The following is a 23,495-nucleotide window of genomic DNA, read 5'->3' as shown; positions in this document are numbered from 1 at the left end:
TAGTATCTTTGCGGCGGCAAAAAACGATACAATGATCAATACGGTAATTTTTGACATGGATGGCCTACTGATCGACTCAGAGCCGCTCTGGGCCGAGGCCATGCAGGAAGTATTTGCGAAGCTCGGCGTAAACCTGACCAAAGAGCAGTATGCCCAGACCACCGGCCTGCGCACGCAGGAAGTAGTGACCTACTGGCACAATCATTTCAAATGGGAAAGCGACTCACCGGATAAGGTGACCAATGATATCCTCGACACGGTGACCCGCAAGATCCTGGAAAAGGGCAGGCCCATGGAAGGAATGCAGTATATCCTGGATTTTTTCAGGCAGCGTCCTTTCAAGATCGGCCTGGCCTCCTCCTCTCCCATGCGCCTCATTGATGCGGTGCTGGATCATTTCAATATCCGTTCTTACTTTGATGCGGTGACCTCTGCGGAGTTTGAGAGCAATGGCAAGCCCCACCCGGCGGTGTACATTTCCTGCGCCAAGGCACTGGGTAGTGATGTGCTGCAATGCCTGGCCTTTGAAGATTCTGCTGCCGGGATGACAGCTGCCAAGGCCGCCAGGATGAAGGTAGTTGTGGTGCCGGATGAGCATGTGCGGGCACAGCCCAGATTTGGGCTGGCGGATATTCGGTTGAAAAGCCTGCTGGAGTTTAATGAGGAAACGCTGGCGGGTTTGCAATAGGGAGCGCGCATGTTTTTGTAAAAAACAGGAAGGCCTGTGCGGGAAGCGCGGGCCTTTTTTATTGCCCCTCCTCCACCATTTTTTATCCTTCACATTCCCCCACAAAAAAAGCCCCGGGCTTTCACCCAGGGCTCTTTATTATTTTAAAACAAACGGGGCGCTAATTACTCAGCAGCACCTTCTGTTTTTTCGTCGCCTTCGTTCTGTTTCAGCTTCTCACGCAGTTCTGCCAGGGCGCCCAGGTCACCGAGGGTAGTTTTTTCTACCTTGGCCTGGATGTTCTTAACAGCCTTACGGGTCTTGTCTGCCTCAGCACGTTTTTCCTTCTGAACGGCTTCTTTTTCTTCGTGTTTAGCCTGTTCCCAAACCTTGGTGTGAGAAACCAGGATGCGTTTTTCGCTGCGATCGAATTCGATGATCTGGAATTCTTTCACGTCTTCAACGTTGATCGGCTTTTCATCTTCCGTGCGCAGGTGGCGGGCGGGAGCGTAAGCTTCCAGGCCGTATTGCAGCTGCACGGTAGCGCCTTTCTCATCCTTCTTCACAACAGTACCTTCGTGGATGGAACCGATCGGGAAGATGGTTTCAAAGGTGTTCCAGGGATCTTCTTCGATCTGTTTGTGACCGAGGCTCAACTTGCGGTTGTCCTTGTCAATACCCAGGATCACTACGTCGATCTCGTTACCAACCTTGGTGTATTCGCTCGGGTGGTTAAAGCGTTTGATCCAGCTCAGGTCGGAAATGTGGATCATACCACCGATACCGGTCTGCAGCTCTACGAACACGCCATAGGGAGTGATGTTCTTCACGATACCTTTATGACGGCTTTCCAGCGGGAACTTGGTTTCGATAGTAGACCAGGGATCTTCTGTCAGTTGCTTGATGGAGAGAGACATCTTACGCTCTTCCTTGCTCAGGGTAACTACCACTGCTTCGTACTCTTCGCCCAGTTTGAAGAACTCTTTGGCGTTGATGGGGGTGGAAGCCCAGCTGATTTCGGAAACGTGTACCAGGCCTTCTACGCCGGGCAGGATTTCCAGGAATGCACCGTAATCTTCGATGTTCACTACTTTGCCTTTCACCTTGGCACCTTCTGCAATGGTTGCAGGCAGGGTATCCCAGGGGTGCGGGGTCAGTTGTTTGTAACCCAGGCTGATGCGTTTCTTCTCGTCGTCGAAGTCCAGTACCACCACGTTGATCTTCTGATCCATGGAGAGCACTTCGCTCGGGTGAGAGATACGGCCCCAGCTGATGTCGGTGATATAGAGCAGACCGTCCAGGCCACCCAGGTCGATGAACGCACCGAAGTCGGTGATGTTCTTGATGGTACCTTCCAGTACCTGACCTTTCTCCAGTTTGGAGATGATGTCCACACGCTGCTGTTCGATGTCGCTTTCGATCAGGGCTTTGTGAGATACTACGGCGTTGCGGATAGCTTCGTTCACCTTCACTACCTTGAACTCCATCGTTTTGCCTACGAACTGGTCGTAGTCGGTAACCGGTTTCACGTCGATCTGGGAACCAGGCAGGAAGGTTTCCATGCCGTAAACGTCCACGATCAGGCCGCCTTTGGTTTTGCTGGTAACGGTACCAGTAACCACTTCGCCGGTACGGTATACTTCCACGATGCGCTCCCATGCACGTTGCTGACGTGCCTGTTTGCGGCTCAGGTGCAGGTTACCATCTCTGTCTTCTTTCTCTACCACGAGTACTTCCACTTCGTCACCGATGCGGATACCACCCTGCAGATCACGGAATTCATTCAGAGAGATCAGGCCATCGGATTTGAAACCGATGTTGATCACCACGTCGGTCTTGGTCAGACCTACGATGGTACCAGACAACAGGGCGTTTTCTTCGATCACTTTGAAAGTGCTGTCATACGTCTTGTCATACTTGGCTTGTTCTTCTTTGGAATAAGAAGAAACGTTTCTTTTGTCTACGCTCCAGTCAAAATCATCATGAGCGGTTTCTACAACAGGTGCTTTTGTTGTCGCTGTAGCTTCCGGGGCGGTTGCCTGCGGCTGTTGTTCAGCGTTTTCAGTGTTAGAAATATTGTTTTCTGCCAAAATATTTGCCCTTTGAGAGTTTTAATTCAACACGGTTTTGTCCGTATTGGGTTTCAAAAGGTCTGCAAAGATACGCCATTCCCCCCGAAATTCCATCACTTTTTTGCAGGATAAGCATATTGAAAAACAGGGCTTTACAAAACATTTTAACTTTTAATGCCAGGGGCATATTGTTTTGTCAAACTGGCTTCGCCCGTCACCTTTTACAAAATTTTCACATCCGGGGCTGCCAAAAAATTCGTAACTTTTCAAAATGCTGGCAGCCCCGGAGAAAACCGCTCCTAGCCCCATTTTACGTTGTACAAACCCGTGAAAACATGGCAGCTTGTCTGGCTTTCCGGGCCCGAAGAATGCCAATAAAAAGTTGGCATTTTTTTAGCCGCACTCCGCATTAGAATCAAAGTTATTTATGCTAATTTCCCATGTAATATGAACGGGACCTCTTTTCAATCTGACATAAAGTATTGGCTTAAACAGGGCAATACCGTCAATCACCTGCTGTTTTGGAATATCGTGGTATTTTTAGTGCTGGGCATTATCAGCCTCATCGCCTGGGCCTCTGCCTCCCCTGCCATGGAAGCGGCGGAGAACTTTGCAGATACCCAACTGGCACTCCACGCCTCCTTCCCGGTTTTACTGCGCCAGCCCTGGGGTTTGTTTACCTACATGTTCACCCACGAAGGATTGCTTCACCTCTTTTTTAATATGCTGAACCTTTACTGGTTTGGAAACCTGTTCCGCTCCTTCCTGGGTAACCAGCGCGTACTGCCCCTCTACCTGATGGGCGGCCTGGCAGGTGGTCTCGTGTTCGTACTGCTGTTCAATTACCTGCCAGCCTTACGGCCCGCCGCCGGTGCGGCCACGCTGATCGGGGCATCTGCTTCCGTGATGTGCTTACTGGTGGCACAGGCCACGCTCACACCTAACTATGAAATAGGGCTCCTGCTCATAGGCCCGGTGAAGCTGAAATGGCTGGCACTGGCCATCGTGGTCATTGACCTGCTCACCATGTCCGGCGGCAATCCCGGCGGCCTTGGCTCTCACCTGGGTGGCGCCCTGCTGGGCTTTGGCTACATAAAACTGTTACAGGCCGGCCATGACATCTCCACCCCGCTGGTATATATTTTCGACAAACTGGGTAACCGCCCCCGCATTGCCCTGAAGCCCAAGGTGCAGGCAAAGCGCAGGGCGGGCAATTTCAAACCTAAAAAATCGCCCCTGCGGGTAGTGAAGCGGGAGGAGAATCCCCAGCTCCGGGTAGATGAGCTGCTGGACAAGATCAATGAAAGGGGCTACCAGAGCCTGAGCAGCGATGAAAAGGCCTTCCTGGAAAAATTCAGCAAAGAAAACTGATATAAGTTATTGGCCTGCGGCCAATGTGGAAGGCGCCAGGTACATCCCGGCGCCTTTTTGCTAAACGCGTGTGTCCACAATTCGTATCTTGCAACCCTATAGCCATTAAGATGAAAACATTTGAAGTACCCGTAATATACCGCAGCCCGCTCATTAGCGCCATCAAGGCCCGCCGCAAGGAGCAGGACCGGATGAAGAAGGACTTTACCCCCACCATCCTGGACCTGGGTGCTGTGCGCATCCTGCTGGCCCGCCACTTCGGGTTTTGCTACGGCGTGGAAAATGCCATTGAGATCGCTTTCCGCACCATCGAAGAAAACCCGGGCAAACGCATCTTCCTGCTCAGTGAAATGATCCACAACCCCCATGTGAACAGTGACCTGCTGAGCCGGGGCGTACAGTTCCTGATGGACACCACCGGGCGCCAGCTCATTCCCTGGGAAACACTGAAAGCAGACGATATCGTGATCATCCCCGCCTTTGGCACCACCCTGGAAATTGAAGCCAGGCTCACCGCCCTGGGCATTGCACCGCTGCAATACAATACTACCTGCCCCTTCGTGGAAAGGGTATGGAACAAGGCCGGGCAGATTGGCCAGAAAGATTATACCGTAGTAGTGCATGGTAAGCCGGGTCATGAAGAAACCCGCGCCACCTTCTCCCACAGCCAGGCAGGTACGCCCACCGTGGTGGTAAAAGACATGGCGGAAGCCCGCCTGCTGGCCGGCTTCATCACCGGCGAACACGCGCCGGAATTGTTTTACGAGCGTTTCAAGGGCCAGTACTCCACCGGCTTTGATGTAACCAAACACCTGCAGCGTGTAGGCGTGGTAAACCAGACCACCATGCTGGCCACGGAGACCCAGGCCATTGCAGACTTCATTAAGGAAGTAATGCAACAGCACTTCCAGCCGGAAAACATCGGTGAGCGCTTTGCCGATACCCGCGATACGCTGTGCTACGCCACCAATGATAACCAGAGCGCCGTAACCGGCATGCTGCAGCAGCCGGCAGACCTGGCCATCGTGGTAGGTGGTTATAACAGTTCCAACACTTCCCACCTGGTAGAACTGTGTGAAGAACAACTACCCACTTACTTCATTTCCTCCGAAGAAAAAATACTGTCAAAAAACGAGATCCTGCATTACGATTTCCACCATAAGCAGGAACTGCACAGCAATAACTTCCTGCCGGAACAAGGCCCGGTAAGCATCCTGGTGACCAGCGGGGCCTCCTGCCCGGACGCCCTGGTAGAAGGCGTGATCCGCCGGATTGCCCGGTTTTATAATGTAGAAGAACAACTGGAAGCAGCGGTGTAGCGCCTGCGTTTGTGCAAGGTCTTAAACAAAAAAGACACCCTTACAGGTGCCTTTTTTCTTTGGGGTTATTTGCTGCAGATATGCAACTTAAAAATCTTTTATACAGAGTGTATTGAATTCCTGTTCAAAAGTATACTTTGGAAAAAGCTAGTACAACACCTAATTAATAAGTGGCGGTTTATTAAAGGTAAACGGCAGCATCTACCGGATAAATGGCGGCTAAAAATGCATGGCCTTTTTCAGGAATTCTGCCTTTCTGCGCCGCGATACTTCTACCTGTGTGCCATCACTCATCAGCGCAAACCCGCCCTCACCCTGGATGTATGACTGCATCTGCTGCAAGTTGATGAGGTGACTATTATGGATCCTGAAAAAATTTATGTCCGTGAGCAGCTCTTCAAATTCCTTCAGGGGCTTTGATACCATGAGGTGTTTCTTGTCTGTAAAAAAGATCTTGGTGTAATTACCGGTAGACTCACAGCGCACAATATTCTGCACCGGCATGAACACCAGGCCATTGATGGTAGGCAGGGCTATCTTCTTGTGGTTTTGCTGCAACGTCTTCATGTTCTGCAGGAACACTTCCAGCGGGGAATCGTTGGCCTCCCGGGGCAGGCTGCCACTCCGCTTCTCCCTGAACTTTTCAATGGCATCCTGCAGTTCCTTGATGCTGAAGGGTTTCAGCAGGTAGTCCAGGGCGTTGAACTTGATGGCTTTCAGCGCATACTGCTCATAGGCCGTGGTGAAGATCACATCAAAATTGATCTTATCAAAAAGCTTTAGCAGCTCAAAACCGTTCTGGTGCGGCATTTCCACATCCAGGAACACCAGGTCCGGCTGCAGCTCCTCCACCAGGGTGCGGGCTTCCTTTACGCTGCGCGCCCCCGCCACTACCGTTACGCCGGGGCACTTTTTCTGCAGCATGGTTTGCAGTGCTTCAATACAATGCTGCTCGTCGTCTACAATAAGGGCTTTGATCTCACTCATGGGTAGCATAAAAATGATTAAAAAATAAACTCCACGGGTAGCACTACCACAACCTCAGTACCAGCGGCGTTCCCCTGGGCATCTTCCAGGTCATTGATCTTTACGTTGGTCTCTTTGGAATTGTTCATCTTCCGGATCAGTTCTATCCTGCCCATGGTCACTTTCATGCCCATGGAATTATGCGCTTTGCCTTTCTTTTCTTTTATATCCATGGCCAGTTTACGGCCTATTCCATTATCGGTAACGGTGCAGGTCATCAGCCTGCCTTCCACCTTGATCGCTATGTCCAGCCGGCCTTTTTCCGGGCGGTGCACCAGGCCATGCCAGATGGCGTTTTCCACGTAGGGCTGTATGATCATGGGCGGTATCAGCACCTCTTCTCCATTAATATCATCCGCTACGTTGATGTGGTATTCAAAAGCGTGGCTGCAACGCAGGGACTCCAGGTCCAGGTATAGCTGCAGCGATTCCAGTTCCTTGTTCAGCGGGATGAATGTATGCTGGGTGTTATCCAGGATCATGCGCATCAGCCGGGAAAACTTGGTCAGGTAGTCCGAGGCCTCTTCCTGGTTATTGCTCCAGATATAGCGGTGAATGGAACTGAGCGAATTAAAGATAAAGTGAGGGTTCATCTGCGCGCGCAGGGAGCGGAGCTCCAGCTGCAAGGTACGCCGATTTACCTTCAGGTTGCGGTGGCGGATGTAAAAGAAACCGCCCACAATGAGCGCAATGGTGAAGATCACCAGGGAGAACACCACGATCACATTCCGTTTGCGTTTCAGCTCACTCACCTGGTTGTCATGTTCCAGGCTTTTGATCTGGTTATCTTTCTGGTCCACTGCGTAAATGGTATGCATCTGGGCCAGTGCTGTAGCAGATTTATCATCAATGAGGCTATCCTTGTACGTAAGGGAATGGTTCATGGCTTCCAGGGATCTTTCAAAATCCCGGGTGGCCTTGTATTCATCTGCCAGGGCCTGGTAAGCATCCACCAGCATGGATTTGAAGCCCCACTGCCGGCTGATGTTCACAGATTGCTGCATATTGGCCAGGGCCTCTTCATGTTTGCCCTGTTTGGCCAGCAGCTTGCCTATGCTAAGGTAACTTTCTGCCACGTGAATTTTGTCATCCACCTGGTCATTCACGGCCAGGGCCTTTTGCAGGTATTCCATGGCCGTGGTGTAATCCTTTTTGTCCTGGTAAGCAGCGCCCAGGGCGTTGTAGCAGATCACGATACCGGTATTGTTCTTCATCTCCTCGTTGGCCGCGAGGGAACGTTTGAAATAGTCGATGGCCAGGTCCGTTTTGTGCAGGGCCTGGTACGCGTACCCCAGGTTTCCCAGGTTGATGGCGATGCCCAGCGGGTTATGGGCTGCTTCTTCCAGGCGCAGGGAGCGGTTGAACTGGGCGATAGCGTCTTCATTTTTACCGTCCGTAAGTTCTATGTTCCCAATGCTGTTGGTGGCCACGCAGATATTGCGCAAGTCATTGATCTTCTCCGCCAGCTGCAGGGCACGGAAGTGGTAGTCAAACGCTTTTTCAAGATTGTCCAGGCGGCGGTAGTCCACCCCGGCGTTATTGAGCGACTGGGCCAGCAGGTGGTCGTCCCTGGTTTCTTCGGCGTACTTGGCGGCCTTCTCGTGGTAGTCTGCCGCCAGGATGTACTGGGAGCGGTTCCTTTTGGAGGTGCCCAGTTCATTGTACACATCGGCCAGGCCGCGGTAGTAGCGGAGTTGCTGGGACAGGGAGATGGCCTCCTGCCAGAAGCTGTTGTCTGTTTTCTTATGTTCAAAATATGCGGACCATTCCCGCCCATGGCTGATGAGGGCCCGCACACGGTTAGTATCGGCCGGCATCTTGTGGATGGAGTCGATACTACGCATAACAGTGGCATCATCCTGGGCGCTGGCGCCTGTGGCGGCGGTCAGCAGTAACCCGAACCATAGTAGGAATCTAGCGGACATGAAAGGGTGTATAGTGCATTCACAAGTTAAATTTTTTATTGATACGCGCATAGCGCTTCCTGGCGCAGTTTTGCGGGGTTGCATTCACGATGGGTACTACTTTGACGGTAACGTGCTCCCGGCCACCCGGTTACAAAAAGCGAAAGGGCGAAAGAATTCGCCCCTTCTTCCTATTAACCGAATACACCTACTGAAAACATGGAAAGGACGTCGTCCATTTCCACATTGATTTTAAACTGCGCATGCAGATCAGTGCGCGCAGCTACTTCTTTATAAAAAAAGTTAAATTCAAATCGGTTAATAGCAAAGGGTCTTTGTTGGATATAGTAGTCAGGATACGGCTTCAAATCACTTGAAGAATATCATGATCGATACTTTCGATGTCATACTTCACAGGGCTATCGGGACACTATATCACACGGCTCACGTAACAAATTATTAAGACCAGTGCTTAACGGACGGTTGGTATCATACAAGTGCTGCAACTTCCGGTATACGGTCGTTCCAGGGCATCACATTCAATTACAGACTTGAGTACTGAGCAAGTTTTTTCGAGAGGATGTGGGAAAACTATTAGGTTGCGTCTCACCATCGCATGTGCGGGTGACCTGACAAATGTAAAAACTTCTTTTTACAAATCAAGAAATAAATTTCAGGAACGCTGTACCAGCAGGATGTCGTCAACCCATTGGATAGCAAGGTCCAACTGCTCATCCATTGTTAAGTTGCTGTTATCCAATATGATAGCGTCCTCAGCCTTTCTGAGAGGGCTTATTTCACGGTTGGTATCAATGTAATCGCGGCGTTCCAGGTTTTCTTTTACTTCCTGGATGGTGATCTGGGGATTTTTGGCGTACAGCTCTTTAAAACGGCGTTCCACGCGCACGGCGGTATCGGCGGTCATGAAGATCTTGAGCTCTGCGTGGGGGAACACGGTGGTACCAATGTCCCTCCCATCCATGATGATGCCTTTCTGGGCCCCCATTTTCTGTTGCTGGGCCACTGCAAATTCGCGCACGGCGCCAATGGCAGCCACGTCGCTCACTTTATCGGCCACCAGCATTTCACGGATCTGGTGCTCCACGTTCTCGCCATTCAGATGCATTTCAGAAAAACCGGTCTGCTCGTTGGGCACAAATTCCAGCTCAATGTTGGACAATGCTTCCGCCACCGCTTCCGGCAGTTCCCATTGCACCCGGTTGTAAATAAAATAGAGGGTAATGGCACGGTACATAGCGCCGCTATCGATGTACACATAATTCAGCTGGCGGGCCAGTTGGCGGGCCAGGGTGCTCTTTCCGCAGGAAGAGTAGCCGTCTATCGTAATTACAATCTTTTTCATCAGCAGGTACAAAAGTAGAGAAAAATGTACAAGGTACAATGTACAGGGTACAAGGCACCGGGTACGATAATGCCTGCCAGGTGCAGTGTCCAGTGCGATGCGTAAACTGGCGCCAGCTGAAAGCAAAAATGAGCAACGCTTGCTTACGGAAGGACCTTGCGGTTATCTTACGCAAAAGCGACACTCATTTTTATGCGGGTATTCTTAGGATAGGAAAAAACTACTTTAGCGACAGTGTACACTGTACCTTGTACAATTCTAATTCCCATCATTGTCAATCACAATCACCTTCGTAGTATAGATCACGCGGGAAGTGGGCTGGTCATAGAGTACCAGGAGGTAGGTGGCCTTGGCCAGGTTCTTCACCTGTACGTCAGTATCGTTCTGGAAGTTGTATTCCCGTACAGTTTGTCCCCAGACATTGATGAGGCGCAATGTTACTACGTGGTGGATGCCGCGCAGCTTCACTTCAAACTGGCCACGGTTCGGGTTGGGGAATACTGTTACAGATACCATGGGCGGCACAGCCTTGATGGCGGAGAAAGTCTCCTTGCCTGCCTTGCTCACCGCCTTTACGCGGTAGTAGCTCCAGTCGTCATAGTCGTTGTTGTCCTGGTAATCATAATCCAGGCGGTGGCTGCTATTGCCGCCGGGAGCTTTGGTAGCCACGGTAGCAACTTCCCTGAAGTCTTTTTCATTTTCCAGCCTGCGTTGCAGGGAGAAGTATTTGTTATTGCGTTCCTGGGAGGTGCGCCATTCCGTGTGCACCAGGTTCTCGTCTATGCGCCAGGCGTTAAAGATCAGGTCTGCCGGGATGCCGGTGCCATCTACCACGGACTTGGTGAAGTATTCTTCGCTACCCAGTGCTGTAAAATTGCGGTGGTGCAGTGTAGCGTCCGGGAGGGCGGCGCCCTGCGTGAGGGTACCAGACTGGCCCAGGCTGGGCACTGCACCCAGCGAATCGTAACTGGGGGCTATGTAACGGCTGATGTAGCCATTATCGCGGCTGGCGGCATACAGGTCGCCCTCCCGCAGGTTGAAGTGCTGCAACCAGAGGTTCACATCTCCTGAAACGCCGCCGTCGTGGCCTACGTTCCAGGTTTGTGTTACGTGCGGCGGATTGATTATGGGGCCGGTGATGGCAGCGGTGTACACGCTGTCGAACACCCGCACGTTGAAGTCCATGGTATTGCCGGCATTTTCAATGGCAGCGGGGGCGTAGTTGTCATCTGTGGTACCTACGGGAAATACCACCTTTCCATCCGCACTGCCCACCTGCTCCCGGTAAAGGCGGCCACCGCTTACATCAGTGCCGGTCACCACAAATGCTTTATCACTGTAGCCGGTGATGGAGCCGGGGTTTTGCTGTCCTACACTGAGGTTCCAGCCGTTCAGGTAAATGAGGCCGGTATTAAAGCCCAGGGTGCGGCGGATCTTCAGGTCACTGAGATCAGCCAGCAGCAGGCCACCGGTGTTATTGAGCGTGAGGTTCGGGAAGCTGGTACCGGATTTGGTGCTTACGTTGTAATTGCCGTATACCAGCTGCTGGCCTGTGCCACGCATGAAGAAGAAGGTACCGCCGGTGCCGGTCAGGCCGTCTGCGCTTTCATCCGGCAGGGTGGCGTTGTTGCCATTGTTCCATTGCCGGCCCAGGAAATCCAGGATCGCATTGGGATTGGAGCCGAGTATACCATTGTGTTGCACATCGCAAAAAACAGCCACCGGCTTATTGCTGCCTATCCAGGCCTGGCCGCCGGCAGGGATGTAAAAGCCCTGCTGGGCAGCTGCCGTAAGCGAGAGCAGGCAACAAAGTATTATGGAGTAGATATAGCGCATGTGCGGAAAATATCGGATCGCTTGAATGAGTAATGATTATTGAATGATGGTAACGTCAATGGTATTAGCCGTGAACTTGGCAGTGTTACCTGCGTTAATAATACCGATGGTGATCTTTTGGCTGGCATTGCGAAGCACGTATGCCAGCGCCATGCCATTGGGCAACCCATTTTCAAAATTGACGATGATATTGGCATTGCTGCCGATGGTAGTGGATCCCATCTTGGAAGACAGGTCTACTGTAAACGTGTATGTCGTAGTACCGGTAACGTTGCCACCGGAAGCCGCTACCGAGATGTTCGTATAGTGCAGCATCTGCGGGCCTGCCTGCCATTGCGTGCCGTTGTACTGTAACACCTGGCCGTTGGAAGTGCCGGATACACTGGTTACATCTCCATTGTTATCTTTAGCCAGGACGTTGGCGGCGTTTGCGCCGGAGGCATCATTGACCAGGCGCATGTCGCCATTTACATGCAGCGTACGGGCGGGCTCCGTGCCAGGTGTATTAATCCCAAACTTTCCTTTCTGCACGCGGGCCCATTCTGTGATTGTACTAGAAGAATAATAATAGTTCCGGAACACGATGGGCTCATCGCCGTCATCACCGGAAGTGATGTCAAACTCACCGGCATTATCCTTGCCGCCTGCGGCAAATTCAAAATAGTCGGTACCGGCCATGGGCCCCATCATGTGAAAGTTCCCCAGGGAATCTGTCCACATTTTAGGTTTATAGAAAGACGCGGCATCTGCCTGGAACTGTAGTGCGGATTGCACGTAAGTCACTTTTTCCAGTGCATCCTGGTAACCCGGGTAGCTCTGTGTCAGGCCGGGAATCAGGCCACGTTTACCAAAAGTCAGGAAAGGCAGGTTACTGGAACGGATGTTCATTAAGTCGTCAGTAATCGTACCCAGGAAAGCGTTTGCATCCGGGCTGCTGTTGCCCGTGGTCAGCCAGTTGTTTGTAGCCGGGTTCTTCGCCAGGATCACATTGCCGGAGGCATCCAGTGTCAACATCACGTTATTAGCGGTGGCCGGTGTAGTGCTGCTGTTGATGCCGGTAAATTTCAAACCGGTAGTAGACCCGCTTGTGCCCCCCACTTCCATGGTTCCACCCGTTTTACCGTTGCCGCTGATCCAGAAGTTGCTGGTAGCTTGCGCCGCGGTGAACTGGTTCTGGATATAGCCACCCAGCGTAGGGATATCCGCTACGGTGAGTGCGCGGAAAGTGGGCGCAGCACTGGCTCCGGAAGCAGGACCTGCAAATACCGTATTGGCAGCCTGTGTAGCCAGCGACGCAGTAAGCGTACCGGTGCCGGTCACCGGAGAATTGGTCACGGTAAAGATACCTGGCATGGATAAGCCTACACTGGTTACCCCGGAAGCGGCAGATGTGGCCCAGGAAAGATTGGTGCCGTCATACTTCAGGTAACTATTGGTACCACTGGGAGCAGGTACTGCAACCCCCTGTATTTTGTTGGCATTCCAAAGTGCCGCGGTGTTGTTGATGTTTAAAACGTTGGCGGCTAATGACCATGTAGGAACAGGATTGGCAGGAATTACCGCCGGCGGTGTAACGGTTGTTACATCCCCGTTTGCATCGCGGCCCATTAAACCGGTGGCGGTAGCACCCGTTACATCGCCGGTGAGGCGCATGGTGCCCTGTACATGCAGGGTACGGGCGGCGGCGGTGGTACCCAGGCCCAGGTTACCTGCTTTATCAAAGATGCTCAGCACATTGCCGGAGGCATCTCTCCATTCAGTAAGATTGGCGGTTTGGGTGGCACTTTTGGCCTGTATTCCCAAAGGCACGCTGGCATCCCGCGCAGCGGGAATAAGCACACCGGTACCGCTAGTACTGCTGGTTGGAAGCGCCAAACTATTATTATTATCGCCGGAAAGCACGATGCCTTTGTTGGCCCCCAGGGCCAGGTTCAGCGCACTCCCACCTTGTATCTGGAAATCATTCTGGTCATCCGCGATGCGCATTACGCCACCGGTAGAGGCCTTCGTGAAAATAAGTTCATTGTTGGAACCGGTACCATTGCCTTCAATGATCATCCGGTTTTTTACCATCAGGTTTGCAGTCAGATACTGCGCGTTTGTGTAATCCACACCACCAAGTTCCAGGCGTCCGTCGCTGAGGAAACGTCCGCGTTCTGCATTGTTTGTTTTGAAGATAATGTCTGCGTTGTTGGTAGTACCAAAGAATTTGCCGGCAGTGATATTGTTGCCGTTCACGCTCCATGCACCTAATTGTGCAAGGTCTGGTGTCCAGTTGGTCCACTTGGTGCCGTTGTAATACAGCACATCACCGGTTGTAAGGGTGCCCAGGGCTACATCGCCCAGTTGGCCCAGGTTATAATCACCGCTGGCAGGCGTTACGTTGCCGCTGCGGCCATTGAATTGCAGCACCCCCGTATTGCTGATCACACCCAGCGGGCTGATAGCGATACCTGTGCCGGCGCTGATATTGTCTCCCAGCTTGGTCCATATACCTCCCTTTTTCAGGTAAAGGCAGCTTTCATCTGTTACATATACCACCAAACCATCTACCGCGCCAAACAGGCCGCCCCCGGCCACGATCTGTGCTTTCAGTACGCGGGGGAACAACAGACCCTGGTGGTCGCTGTTTAACTCCAGGATCGCATCCTTGTTAATACTGGTGGGATTATCACCCAGCTTTAACTGGGCCTTTGCAGGTGCAAATGCGGCAGCAGCGATGAGCAATAAAAGGCTATGACGTAAAAATGGTTTCATGGATAAGAGTTGGCAAGGACAAAATGCTATCAGGGATAGGGAAGTAAGCAGGAATGCCCGGAGGCACTCCTGCCATGATAGGATAGTAACAAAAAATTAGTGCTTGATGATGTACCAGGTACCGGCAAGTGCCTGTACGGTTACAAAGCTCCAGTCGTTATAGATGCTGTAAGAAGTAGCACCATCTTCGATCTTATTGGAATTGATGGTTACAGTAGCGGTATAGCCACCACCAATTTTCTTGATGGTATACATGCGACCGTCGATGGCAGCTGTTGCGTTGGGCAGTGTAACGGTCACCGTGGCGCCGGCAGCAGGATTAACCAGGATGGTATTATCTGCGTCGGTGGCGGTGTAGTTTGCGGCAGTGCTTACGATCTTGGTAGCCATGGAACCTTTCACATCCAGGGTAGATGTGGCGGCGGCAGTGGTACCTACTGCTACGGTGTTAGCGAAGCTCTTTTCGCCACCAAAAGCCTGGATGCCATTGGTCACCAGCCCCCTGTTAGCCGTGCTGGCAGAAGGAATATTGAAAGTGATCTTTTCAGCACCGGCGGTAGCATCAAATGCGAGGTTGAAGTTGGCACCTACAGAGTCTGTAGCGAAAGTGATTGCGGAATCTTTTACTGCGGTACCGCTAACTTTATCTACCAGGGCGCGAATAGCACCGTCAAATGCAGCGCTGTTCAGCGTTTTGTACTCTACCTGGTTAGTGGTGCCATTCTTGATCAGCACATCGATGTTGCTGGTTTCACTGGTGGCCACAACGCCAGGCAGTGTTACATTTTTATCCAGGGTAGTGTTGCCGGTTACATGCAGGTCGCCGGTTTGAAGGTGGTTACCGGTGAAGGAAGTGTTGCCATTCACGGTAGTGGCGCCGGTGATATTTGCGCCGCCGTTGGTTACTGTTACACCGTTATCCAGGGTGGTAGCACCAGTGGCGTGCAGGGTGTTATTTACAGTGGTGGCACCATTCAGTGTGGAGGTACCGGTTACTGCCAGGCTGCTGTTCAGCGTAGTGGCACCGGTTACGTCCAGGGTGTTGCCCAGCGTAGTAGCGCCGGTTACCCCCAGGGTGCCGCCTACTGTCTGGTTGCCGCTTACAACAGCATTGCCGGTTACGTTTACGTTGTTGGCAAAGGTCTTATCACCGCCAAAGGTCTGTGCACCGGTGGTTACAATACCTACCTGTGTAGCGCTGGCAGCTACCATCTTGATCACATACTTGTTGGTAGGGGCATCGAAGGTGATCTGGGCGCCCTTGTTTGCATCAGTAGCCGCCACGCTTGCCGTGAAGTCGTCGATGCTGATGTTATCGCCAGCCAGGGTCTGGAGTTTCTGCCAGTCTGCAATGGTCAGGAATCCATACTGCTGACCTGCGGTACCGACCATGATGGGCAGGTCCACGGTGTTGGACCCGTCTGCGTTTGCAGTTACATTCACTGCGTTCTTGGTGTTGTCTGCATTCACGGTCAGGTTACCTACAGCGGTTTTAAACGCGTTGGCGCTGATGGTGCGCTGGAGGATGGTGCCATCCGCTTTCAGCAGCAGCACGGAAGTTTCCGCAGTGCCCGCAGGTACAGCGGTAGAAGATACCTGCAGGTTGCCGGCGGCAGTAGCGCGGAACACCTCTGCATTGTTTGTTTTGAAGATAACATCCTGCAAGTTGTTAGAGCCAAAATACTGGCCGGCAGTGAGGGTGTTACCATTCAGGCTCCAGTTGTTCAGGGCAGTGGCGGTGTTGGCCATCAGTTCCCAGGCGTTGTTGTGACGCACGTAGAGCCCTTCTGAAGCGGGGATGCCGTTCTTCAGGTAGATGATCATTCCATCGGGAGGTGTGAGGAGGTTGATCTGGGCAGTGTCACCTAATCGCGGTAACAGCAAACCTTGTTGGGTGCTCTCTAATTCAAGGATAGCGGAGCGTTTAATGTTGGTAGGGTTGTCACCTACTTTCAGCTGGGCTTTTGCCTCGGATACGAGCAAAGAAATAGCGGCAACCAGCAACAGGCGCCCTATCTTGCGTAGCGTTGATGTCATAGATATAAGGATAAAAGGTCAAAATACTACTACTGTTTGTCCGTTGTTATGCGGACCTGTAATCTGGAAAACTTGTAAACAGGAATACTCTTTGCGGGCCCGTGCAAGATTACGTGTATACGTAACCGTTATACCGCAGGTATACGTGGTGCCGGTTGGCATCACAGGTGTGCGCGACATAAGGATGACAGGCGGGTAACAGGATTGGATGGCATTTGGGGGCAGGGAATATCCTTTCCTTTCCAGGATATACAGCGTGTCTCAGGTAAATTTGTTTCGAAGGCACAGGGACGCTGTCTGCTAATGAAGAGTAAAACTTAATACATGAAGCCGACCAAAGGATGTCTAGAAGCGACGCAGGGAAATTTCATAGGATACTTTGACGGGGCCTTACAGCCATAAACCAATTACGCTACAAAAGTGGGGACAATTTGGATAACATTCACTTACATCATAGTACCATTTTTTATATATGAGAATCTGTGGCATTATTTTTTTCAAATCAAATTACTGTTTTTTTACTATCTATTGATTCTCAACCGGTTTTGATGAGGCTGCTACCCGTATAAAATACATTTATACATTTTACATATGAATTTCGTGTTATTTAAAAGGCTGTGTGTATCAAATTTCACAGATTGTAGCAGACTCTCCCGTAGCACGGATGTGTTATTTCTGGTAAGGGGCTCAGCAGGTGGAAAACTGTCGTATTGGTAATTTCCATGGAAGGGGCTGGATAAATTGCTGATTTTGTGAGGGTGTACACGGAAGAGGTCAGTAATAAAGATGTTGCAACTCCTGCTCCCAAAACAAAATGGCCGCCCCCAAACGGAGGCAGCCACTTGCAATGATCACTTTGTTTGAAACGCAGGTTTCTGATCGCTCAGAATTAGATTTGAGTTACCTCGCTTCCTTGTTTCTTGATGGTAAACACCAGTTTCTGGTTTTCTTTATCCAGGTCGGCAATGAGCACATCACCGTTGTGAATGTTCATGTTGAGGATCTCCTCGGCCAGGGGATCTTCCAGGTATTTCTGGATGGCCCTGTGCAGCGGCCTGGCGCCAAACTGCTGGTCGTAGCCCTTGTCTGCCAGGAAGCCTTTTGCCTCGTCGGTCAGTTCCAGGCTGAAGCCCAGGTTGTTCAGGCGTTTCAGTACACTCTGCATCGTGATGTCGATGATAGTGTAGATGTGTTCTTTGGACAAGCTGTTGAAGATGATCACATCGTCAATCCTGTTCAGGAACTCCGGAGAGAAGGTGCGTTTCAGCGCTTTCTCGATCACTGCCTTAGTATTTTCCTCTTCGTTGGCAATGCGATTGTTCGTGGAGAAACCCACCCCGGCGCCAAAGTCTTTCAACTGGCGGGCGCCAATGTTGGAGGTCATGATGATCAGGGTGTTCTTAAAGTCCACCTTACGGCCCAGGCCATCGGTCAGGATGCCGTCGTCCAGCACCTGCAGCAGCAGGTTGTAGATGTCCGGGTGTGCCTTTTCGATCTCATCCAGCAGGATCACGGAGTAAGGTTTGCGGCGCACTTTTTCAGTGAGCTGGCCGCCTTCTTCGTAACCTACATATCCGGGAGGCGCGCCAATGAGGCGGCTTACGGAGAATTTTTCCATGTATTCGCTCATGTCTATGCGGATCAGCGCATCTTCTGAGTCGAACATATAGCGGGCCAGGGATTTGGCCAGCTCGGTTTTCCCTACACCGGTAGGACCGAGGAAGATGAAGGTACCGATGGGTTTCTTCGGATCTTTCAGGCCCACGCGGTTGCGCTGGATGGCCTTGGTCACTTTCACGATGGCATCATCCTGCCCTACCACAGCGCCTTTCAGGTCTTCACCCATGCGGCGCAGCTTTTCGGTCTCGGCCTGTACCATGCGTTTTACCGGGATGCCGGTCATCATGCTCACTACCTCTGCAATGGCTTCTTCGTCGATCGGGTAGCGTTTGTGTTTCACTTCTTCTTCCCAATTGGCTTTAGCCTTTTCGAGGTCTTCTCCCAGTTTCTTTTCAGTATCGCGGAGGGCGGCGGCTTCTTCAAAGCGCTGGCTCTTCACGACCTTATTTTTTTCCTGTTTAATGTCTTCGATCTGTTTTTCCAGGTCGAGGATGTTCTGCGGCACGTTGATGTTTTTCAGGTGCACGCGGGCGCCTACCTCGTCCAGCACGTCGATGGCTTTGTCCGGCAGCAGGCGGTCCGTCATGTAACGGTCGCTGAGCTTCACGCAGGCGTCGATGGCTTCCTGGTTGTAGCTTACGTTATGGTATTCTTCATAACGCGGCTTGATGTTATTGAGGATCTGGATGGTTTCATCCACGGTGGGAGGATCTACCATTACTTTCTGGAAGCGGCGGTCCAGTGCGCCGTCCTTTTCGATGTACATGCGGTACTCGTCCAGGGTGGAGGCGCCAATGCATTGGAGCTCGCCACGTGCCAGGGCTGGTTTAAAGATGTTGGAAGCGTCCAGCGAGCCGGAAGCGCCACCAGCGCCCACGATGGTGTGGATCTCATCGATAAAGAGGATCACGTCGCGGTTCTTTTCCAGTTCGTTCATGATGGCTTTCATCCTTTCTTCAAACTGGCCACGGTATTTGGTACCGGCCACCAGGGCGGCCAGGTCCAGGCTTACCACGCGTTTGTCGAACAATACGCGGCTTACCTTGCGCTGTACAATGCGGAGGGCCAGGCCTTCCACGATAGCGGTTTTACCTACACCGGGCTCCCCGATCAGGATCGGGTTATTCTTTTTACGGCGGGAAAGGATCTGGGACACACGTTCTATTTCCTGCTCACGGCCTACGATGGGATCGAGGCTGCCGCTTTCGGCCAGCTTGGTGATGTCGCGGCCAAAGTTATCCAGCACCGGGGTCTTTGACTTGGTGTTGGCTTGTTTGGCTTTGGAGGAATAGCTTTTGCGTTCGTCTTCAAATTCTTCTTCTCCGGGATCGTCAAATTCAGCTTTCGGCTCGGAAGATTTCACAAAGCCCAGCTCATTTTTAAATGTATCGTAGTCCACGTCGAATTGTTGTAAGATCTGTGTGCAAACGTTTTCTTTGTTCTTCAGTATGGAGAGCATCAGGTGCTCGGTCTCCACGGTAGGGCTTTTGAGCGCTTTCGCCTCCAGCACCGTTACGCGGATCACTTTTTCTGCCTGCTTGGTGAGTGGTAAACTATTGATGTTCGCGATGTTCTTGCCTGTTTTATCTTTTACAGCCAGTTCTACTTCTTTGCGAAGCTCATATAAGTCTACATTCAGCGCCTGCAAAATCTTGACGGCCGTCCCCTCTCCTTCCCGGATGATACCCAGCAGGAGGTGCTCGGTACCGATGAAATCATTTCCTAAGCGCAAAGCTTCCTCCCTGCTGAACGAAATGATCTCCTTTACTTGCGGTGAAAAATTCTGGTCCATTGTAGCAATTATTAAATTATGAAAACCCTTACAGGGGCTGGTTAATACAATATTAGCGAATAAATTTGATTTACTTTATCATTAAACATTGCACATAAGGCCTACTTTTGTGCACTTGGTAACCGGGGTAATTTGACGTTCAAAGAGGGCTGTAACACGCGATCTTTTTGCGGCTCATTAAGGCGGGAATGCTTTAGAAAAAACAACCAATTGACCCATGAAGTTCAAAATTGATACCAAAGAAAAACTGGTGATTTTTAGTCCGGAAACTACGGCGATGGATGCTATTCTGGCAGACGAGCTGAGGCAACTGGCACTGGAAAATCCGGCCTATGTTGACCAAAACCTCGTACTGGACCTGCATTCCGTGACTTCGGCCTCCCCGGAAGGTGTGGAAGCCATTTTAGCAGTATACCAGCACGCTTATGCACATGCACATTCCTGCTGCCTTACCGGCGTAACGCCTGCTATTGCTGCCCAGCTACAGGCCGCGCATGCTGAATTCCTGAACATTACCCCCACCCTTTCGGAAGCTATTGACATCGTAATGATGGAAGAGCTGGAACGCGAATTGAGCTGGGAAGACGATGACACTGCAGCATCGGACGAATAGGTAAGTAAGATAAATGACTTGCCTGTATTGTACGGTACCATCGGTGCATGAAAAAGTACAGGCAGTTATGCGATTGTAACCGGGCTTGTCCCGGTTGGTTTTCATAGCATAGCGGTGTTAAAACTAATTTACGACTCCTGACGGAAATTTTTTTAACACGTACAGGTGAAACTGTAGTATTAACAAGGAATTAGGAAAAATAGTATTGTGCGAACTGTACCGTAGTGGCATCCCGCCTACATTCACACCTATGGCACATCCCTTGCAAAACCGCTGCCAGCCACCGTTCCAGCCCGTCACCATTTTTCACTGCGCATCACTTGCACGCATGCACTATTTTTCGGGATAGTACATGATGGCGGGTATTTTTATTACATTGCCGTATATGTTCGCTGTTACCATCTTAGGAAATAATTCCGCCTTACCTACACTGGACCGTCACCCTACCGCGCAGGTCATCACCTGCAATGATCAACTGATGCTGGTGGATTGTGGCGAGGGCACCCAACTGCAAATGGCAAAGTACCGGGTGCGCCGCAGCCGCATCCAGCGCGTTTTTATCAGCCACCTCCACGGCGACCATTATTTCGGATTGATCGGCTTCATTAACACCATCAGCCTGCTGGGCCGCACAGAGCCCCTGCACGTTTACGGCCCGCCGGAGCTGCTGCCCATCCTGCAACTGCAGCTGGATGTAGCCGGCACAGTCCTCAATTTCGACATGCACTTCACCCCCCTTACGCCTGAAGGCTGCGGGTTGCTTTTCCGCGAAAAAGACCTGGAAGTAAGCTACTTTCCCACCGATCACCGCATACCCTGCTATGGATTCCGCTTTGAACTGGTAAAGCGTAAACGCCGCATTGTGCCCGAACAGGCCCGCCAGTACGAAATCCCGTCTGCCTTTTACAGCAAGCTGGGAGAAGGGGCCGATTATATCCGCAAAGACGGCACCGTGGTGAAGAATGATTGGGTGACCCTGCCTCCGCCCAAAGGCAAAAGCTACGTGTACTGTGCAGACACGCGCTATAACGAGGCTTTACTGCTGCCCCATGTAAACGGAGCAGACCTGGTTTACCATGAAACCACCTACCTGCAGGACCAGGAAGCAAGGGCCTGGGACCGCTACCACAGCACGTCTGTGCAGGCAGCCACCCTGGCGGCAAAAGGAAATGTGAAACAATTACTAATCGGACATTTTTCTTCCAAGTACCAGGAGGTGGAAGGGTTCCTGGATGAATGCAAGCCGCTCTTTGCACCTACGGACATTGCGCGGGAAGGGGTTACGTACCTCGTGTGAGTTTGCGAAGGGATCTGCCCCCGGGGAGGCCCATCGTTCCCGCCCCTCCAGGGGATATATGCTACATTAACCGGTACAAGGTCTGGCGCAGCGTTTCGGGGAGGATCGGTTTGGTGAGCACATCGCTGGCGCCGGCGTCCAGGAGTTCCTGGCGCTCATTGCCCCATACATTGGCAGTGACCATTACCACGGGCACCTCGTTCAGGGCCTTTTCGTTGCGGATACGGTGCAGCACCTCGCTGCCATTCATTTCGGGCAGGTGCATATCCAGCAGGATCAGGCCGGGGTGCATCTCGTGGGCCATATCCAGCCCTTCCAGGGCGGTAGAAGCCATGCAGGCATCCAGCCCCATGATCTTCAGGACCCGGGTGAGCAGCATCTGCTCCAGGGGATTATCTTCTATACAAAGTATTTTTTTTCCATGCAAAAGGGCAGGATCGTAATTATTACTCATGGGCAAATAGGATCAGTTGTGGTTAGGATCTTCAGGATTCAAGATGGCGTACGGCTAATGGATATAGCCGGACTATAGGACTTTCTGGACACAATATACGCAAAAAAGCTTATTTAATTTTCTCAAACTAGCTATTCATACCGCAGGGCTTCGATAGGATCCAGGCGGGAGGCCTTCTGCGCGGGGTAATAGCCAAAAAACACCCCGGTGATGGCGCACACCAGGAAAGACAGGACAATGGACGACTCCGAGATCAAGGTGGGCCAGCCCAGCAACCTGCTGATGAGGAGGGAGCTGGTAATGCCCAGCAAAATGCCGATCAGCCCCCCGGTAACACTGATCACGATGGCCTCAATGAGAAACTGCATGAGGATGTCTATACCCCGGGCCCCTATGCTCATGCGCAGCCCTATTTCCTTGGTGCGCTCCGTTACGCTCACGTACATGATGTTCATGATACCGATACCGCCTATCACCAGGGAAATACCGGCAATAGCCGTGAGCAGCACGGTCAGCAACTGGCTGGTGGAGCTCAGTGTGTTGATCAGCTCTGCCATGGTGCGCACGGAAAAGTCGTTCTCATCGGAGGTCCGCAGCCGGTGGCGGGCGCGCAGGATATCCGTGATCTCGTTGGTAGCCGCATCGCTGGTTTGCTCACTGGTGGAAGAGGCCACGATGTTCTGGAAATAAATAGTGGCCAGGATGCGCTTCTGCACGGTGGTGTAAGGCGCCACGATGATGTCGTCCTGGTCCTGCCCGAAGGCGCTCTCCCCTTTTGGTACCAGCACGCCTATAACGGTGAAGGGAATACGATTAAAGCGGATCACCTTACCGATGGGGTCCTCGCCGTTGGGAAAAAGATTACTCACCACGGTTTGCCCCAGCACGCATACCTTGGCCGCCGCCTTCACGTCATTTTCGGAAAAAAGGATCCCGTCTTTCAGTATCAGCTTGCGGATGTCAAAGTAGTCAGGCCCCACGCCCTGCATGCTGGTAGGCCAGTTCAGGGCGCCGTTAATGGCCTGCCCCTTGGTAGCGCTCACGGGCGAAATAGCGCTCAGGTACTCGCTTTTGCGCTCCAGCGCGTTCACATCATCGATCGTGAGGGTTTGCAGGCTGGAAGCATCTATGCGGGCACCGCCCGTGAGGTTACTGGCCGGCAGGATGGTGATCATGTTAGATCCCATGTTTGACAACTGGTCATGAATGCTCTGCTTGGACCCCTGGCCGATGGCCACCATGGCAATCACCGCGGCCACGCCGATGATGATGCCCAGCATGGTCAGGAAAGCCCGCAGCTTGTTGCGCTGCAGGGCAATGAGGGCTATGCGGAACAGGTTTAAAACATTCATGTTACGTTGTTAGAA

At 51.9% G+C, this 23,495-nt stretch carries 15 protein-coding genes; 5 read left to right on the top strand and 10 right to left on the bottom strand.

The window, feature by feature from the left end:
• The first annotated feature begins 31 nt into the window (after positions 1–31).
• The gene (gene hxpB, locus DCC81_RS08655; protein ID WP_108686140.1) at positions 32–688 is read left to right on the top strand and encodes a hexitol phosphatase HxpB; all 657 of its coding nucleotides are present in this window, start codon (positions 32–34) and stop codon (positions 686–688) included.
• 164 nt (positions 689–852) lie between these two features.
• Here hxpB and rpsA read toward each other — a convergent pair whose 3' ends face one another.
• Positions 853–2,757: a 30S ribosomal protein S1 gene (gene rpsA, locus DCC81_RS08650; protein ID WP_108686139.1), complete on the bottom strand. Its 1,905-nt coding sequence runs from the start codon at positions 2,755–2,757 to the stop codon at positions 853–855.
• Between the two features lie 429 nt (positions 2,758–3,186).
• On the opposite strand from rpsA, the gene DCC81_RS08645 reads away from it, so the two are divergent.
• Both DCC81_RS08645 and DCC81_RS08640 read left to right on the top strand, forming a co-directional pair.
• Positions 3,187–4,110: a rhomboid family intramembrane serine protease gene (locus DCC81_RS08645; protein ID WP_108686138.1), complete on the top strand. Its 924-nt coding sequence runs from the start codon at positions 3,187–3,189 to the stop codon at positions 4,108–4,110.
• A 110-nt stretch (positions 4,111–4,220) separates the two neighbouring features.
• Positions 4,221–5,429, top strand: coding sequence for a 4-hydroxy-3-methylbut-2-enyl diphosphate reductase (locus DCC81_RS08640; RefSeq protein ID WP_108686137.1), 1,209 nt, complete (start codon positions 4,221–4,223; stop codon positions 5,427–5,429).
• A 219-nt stretch (positions 5,430–5,648) separates the two neighbouring features.
• Here the strand turns inward: DCC81_RS08640 and DCC81_RS08635 are convergent, their stop codons facing one another.
• The 7 genes from DCC81_RS08635 to DCC81_RS08605 all read right to left on the bottom strand — a co-directional run bounded on the left by DCC81_RS08635 (position 5,649) and on the right by DCC81_RS08605 (position 19,764).
• A complete protein-coding gene (locus tag DCC81_RS08635) occupies positions 5,649–6,416 on the bottom strand; it encodes a LytR/AlgR family response regulator transcription factor (RefSeq protein WP_165806499.1) in 768 nt (255 codons plus the stop codon).
• Positions 6,417–6,433: 17 nt separating this feature from the next.
• The gene (locus tag DCC81_RS08630; protein ID WP_165806498.1) at positions 6,434–8,380 is read right to left on the bottom strand and encodes a tetratricopeptide repeat-containing sensor histidine kinase; all 1,947 of its coding nucleotides are present in this window, start codon (positions 8,378–8,380) and stop codon (positions 6,434–6,436) included.
• A gap of 652 nt (positions 8,381–9,032) precedes the next feature.
• Complete coding sequence (cmk, locus tag DCC81_RS08625) at positions 9,033–9,722, bottom strand: (d)CMP kinase (protein ID WP_108686526.1); 690 nt, start codon at positions 9,720–9,722, stop codon at positions 9,033–9,035.
• Positions 9,723–9,980: 258 nt separating this feature from the next.
• Positions 9,981–11,558, bottom strand: a complete 1,578-nt coding sequence (locus DCC81_RS08620) for a T9SS type A sorting domain-containing protein (protein WP_108686134.1) — start codon at positions 11,556–11,558, stop codon at positions 9,981–9,983.
• A gap of 36 nt (positions 11,559–11,594) precedes the next feature.
• The gene (locus DCC81_RS08615; RefSeq protein ID WP_133177614.1) at positions 11,595–14,315 is read right to left on the bottom strand and encodes a hypothetical protein; all 2,721 of its coding nucleotides are present in this window, start codon (positions 14,313–14,315) and stop codon (positions 11,595–11,597) included.
• 96 nt (positions 14,316–14,411) lie between these two features.
• The gene (locus DCC81_RS08610) at positions 14,412–16,352 is read right to left on the bottom strand and encodes a beta strand repeat-containing protein (protein ID WP_108686132.1); all 1,941 of its coding nucleotides are present in this window, start codon (positions 16,350–16,352) and stop codon (positions 14,412–14,414) included.
• Between the two features lie 889 nt (positions 16,353–17,241).
• A complete protein-coding gene (locus DCC81_RS08605; protein ID WP_108686131.1) occupies positions 17,242–19,764 on the bottom strand; it encodes an ATP-dependent Clp protease ATP-binding subunit in 2,523 nt (840 codons plus the stop codon).
• Between the two features lie 217 nt (positions 19,765–19,981).
• Here DCC81_RS08605 and DCC81_RS08600 point away from each other — a divergent pair, with 217 nt between their 5' ends.
• Complete coding sequence (locus DCC81_RS08600) at positions 19,982–20,377, top strand: STAS domain-containing protein (protein ID WP_108686130.1); 396 nt, start codon at positions 19,982–19,984, stop codon at positions 20,375–20,377.
• A gap of 385 nt (positions 20,378–20,762) precedes the next feature.
• Positions 20,763–21,674, top strand: a complete 912-nt coding sequence (locus DCC81_RS08595; protein ID WP_108686525.1) for a ribonuclease Z — start codon at positions 20,763–20,765, stop codon at positions 21,672–21,674.
• A gap of 61 nt (positions 21,675–21,735) precedes the next feature.
• Here DCC81_RS08595 and DCC81_RS08590 read toward each other — a convergent pair whose 3' ends face one another.
• Positions 21,736–22,128, bottom strand: coding sequence for a response regulator (locus DCC81_RS08590; protein ID WP_108686129.1), 393 nt, complete (start codon positions 22,126–22,128; stop codon positions 21,736–21,738).
• A 131-nt stretch (positions 22,129–22,259) separates the two neighbouring features.
• Entirely contained in the window at positions 22,260–23,480 is a 1,221-nt protein-coding gene (locus DCC81_RS08585; RefSeq protein ID WP_108686128.1) for an ABC transporter permease, read from the bottom strand.
• Positions 23,481–23,495: the final 15 nt, after the last annotated feature.

Source organism: Chitinophaga parva, assembly GCF_003071345.1.
In the GTDB taxonomy this organism is placed as follows: domain Bacteria; phylum Bacteroidota; class Bacteroidia; order Chitinophagales; family Chitinophagaceae; genus Chitinophaga; species Chitinophaga parva.
Note: the sequence above shows the minus strand (reverse complement) of the source record. Positions and strands in the feature narration are given on the sequence as shown.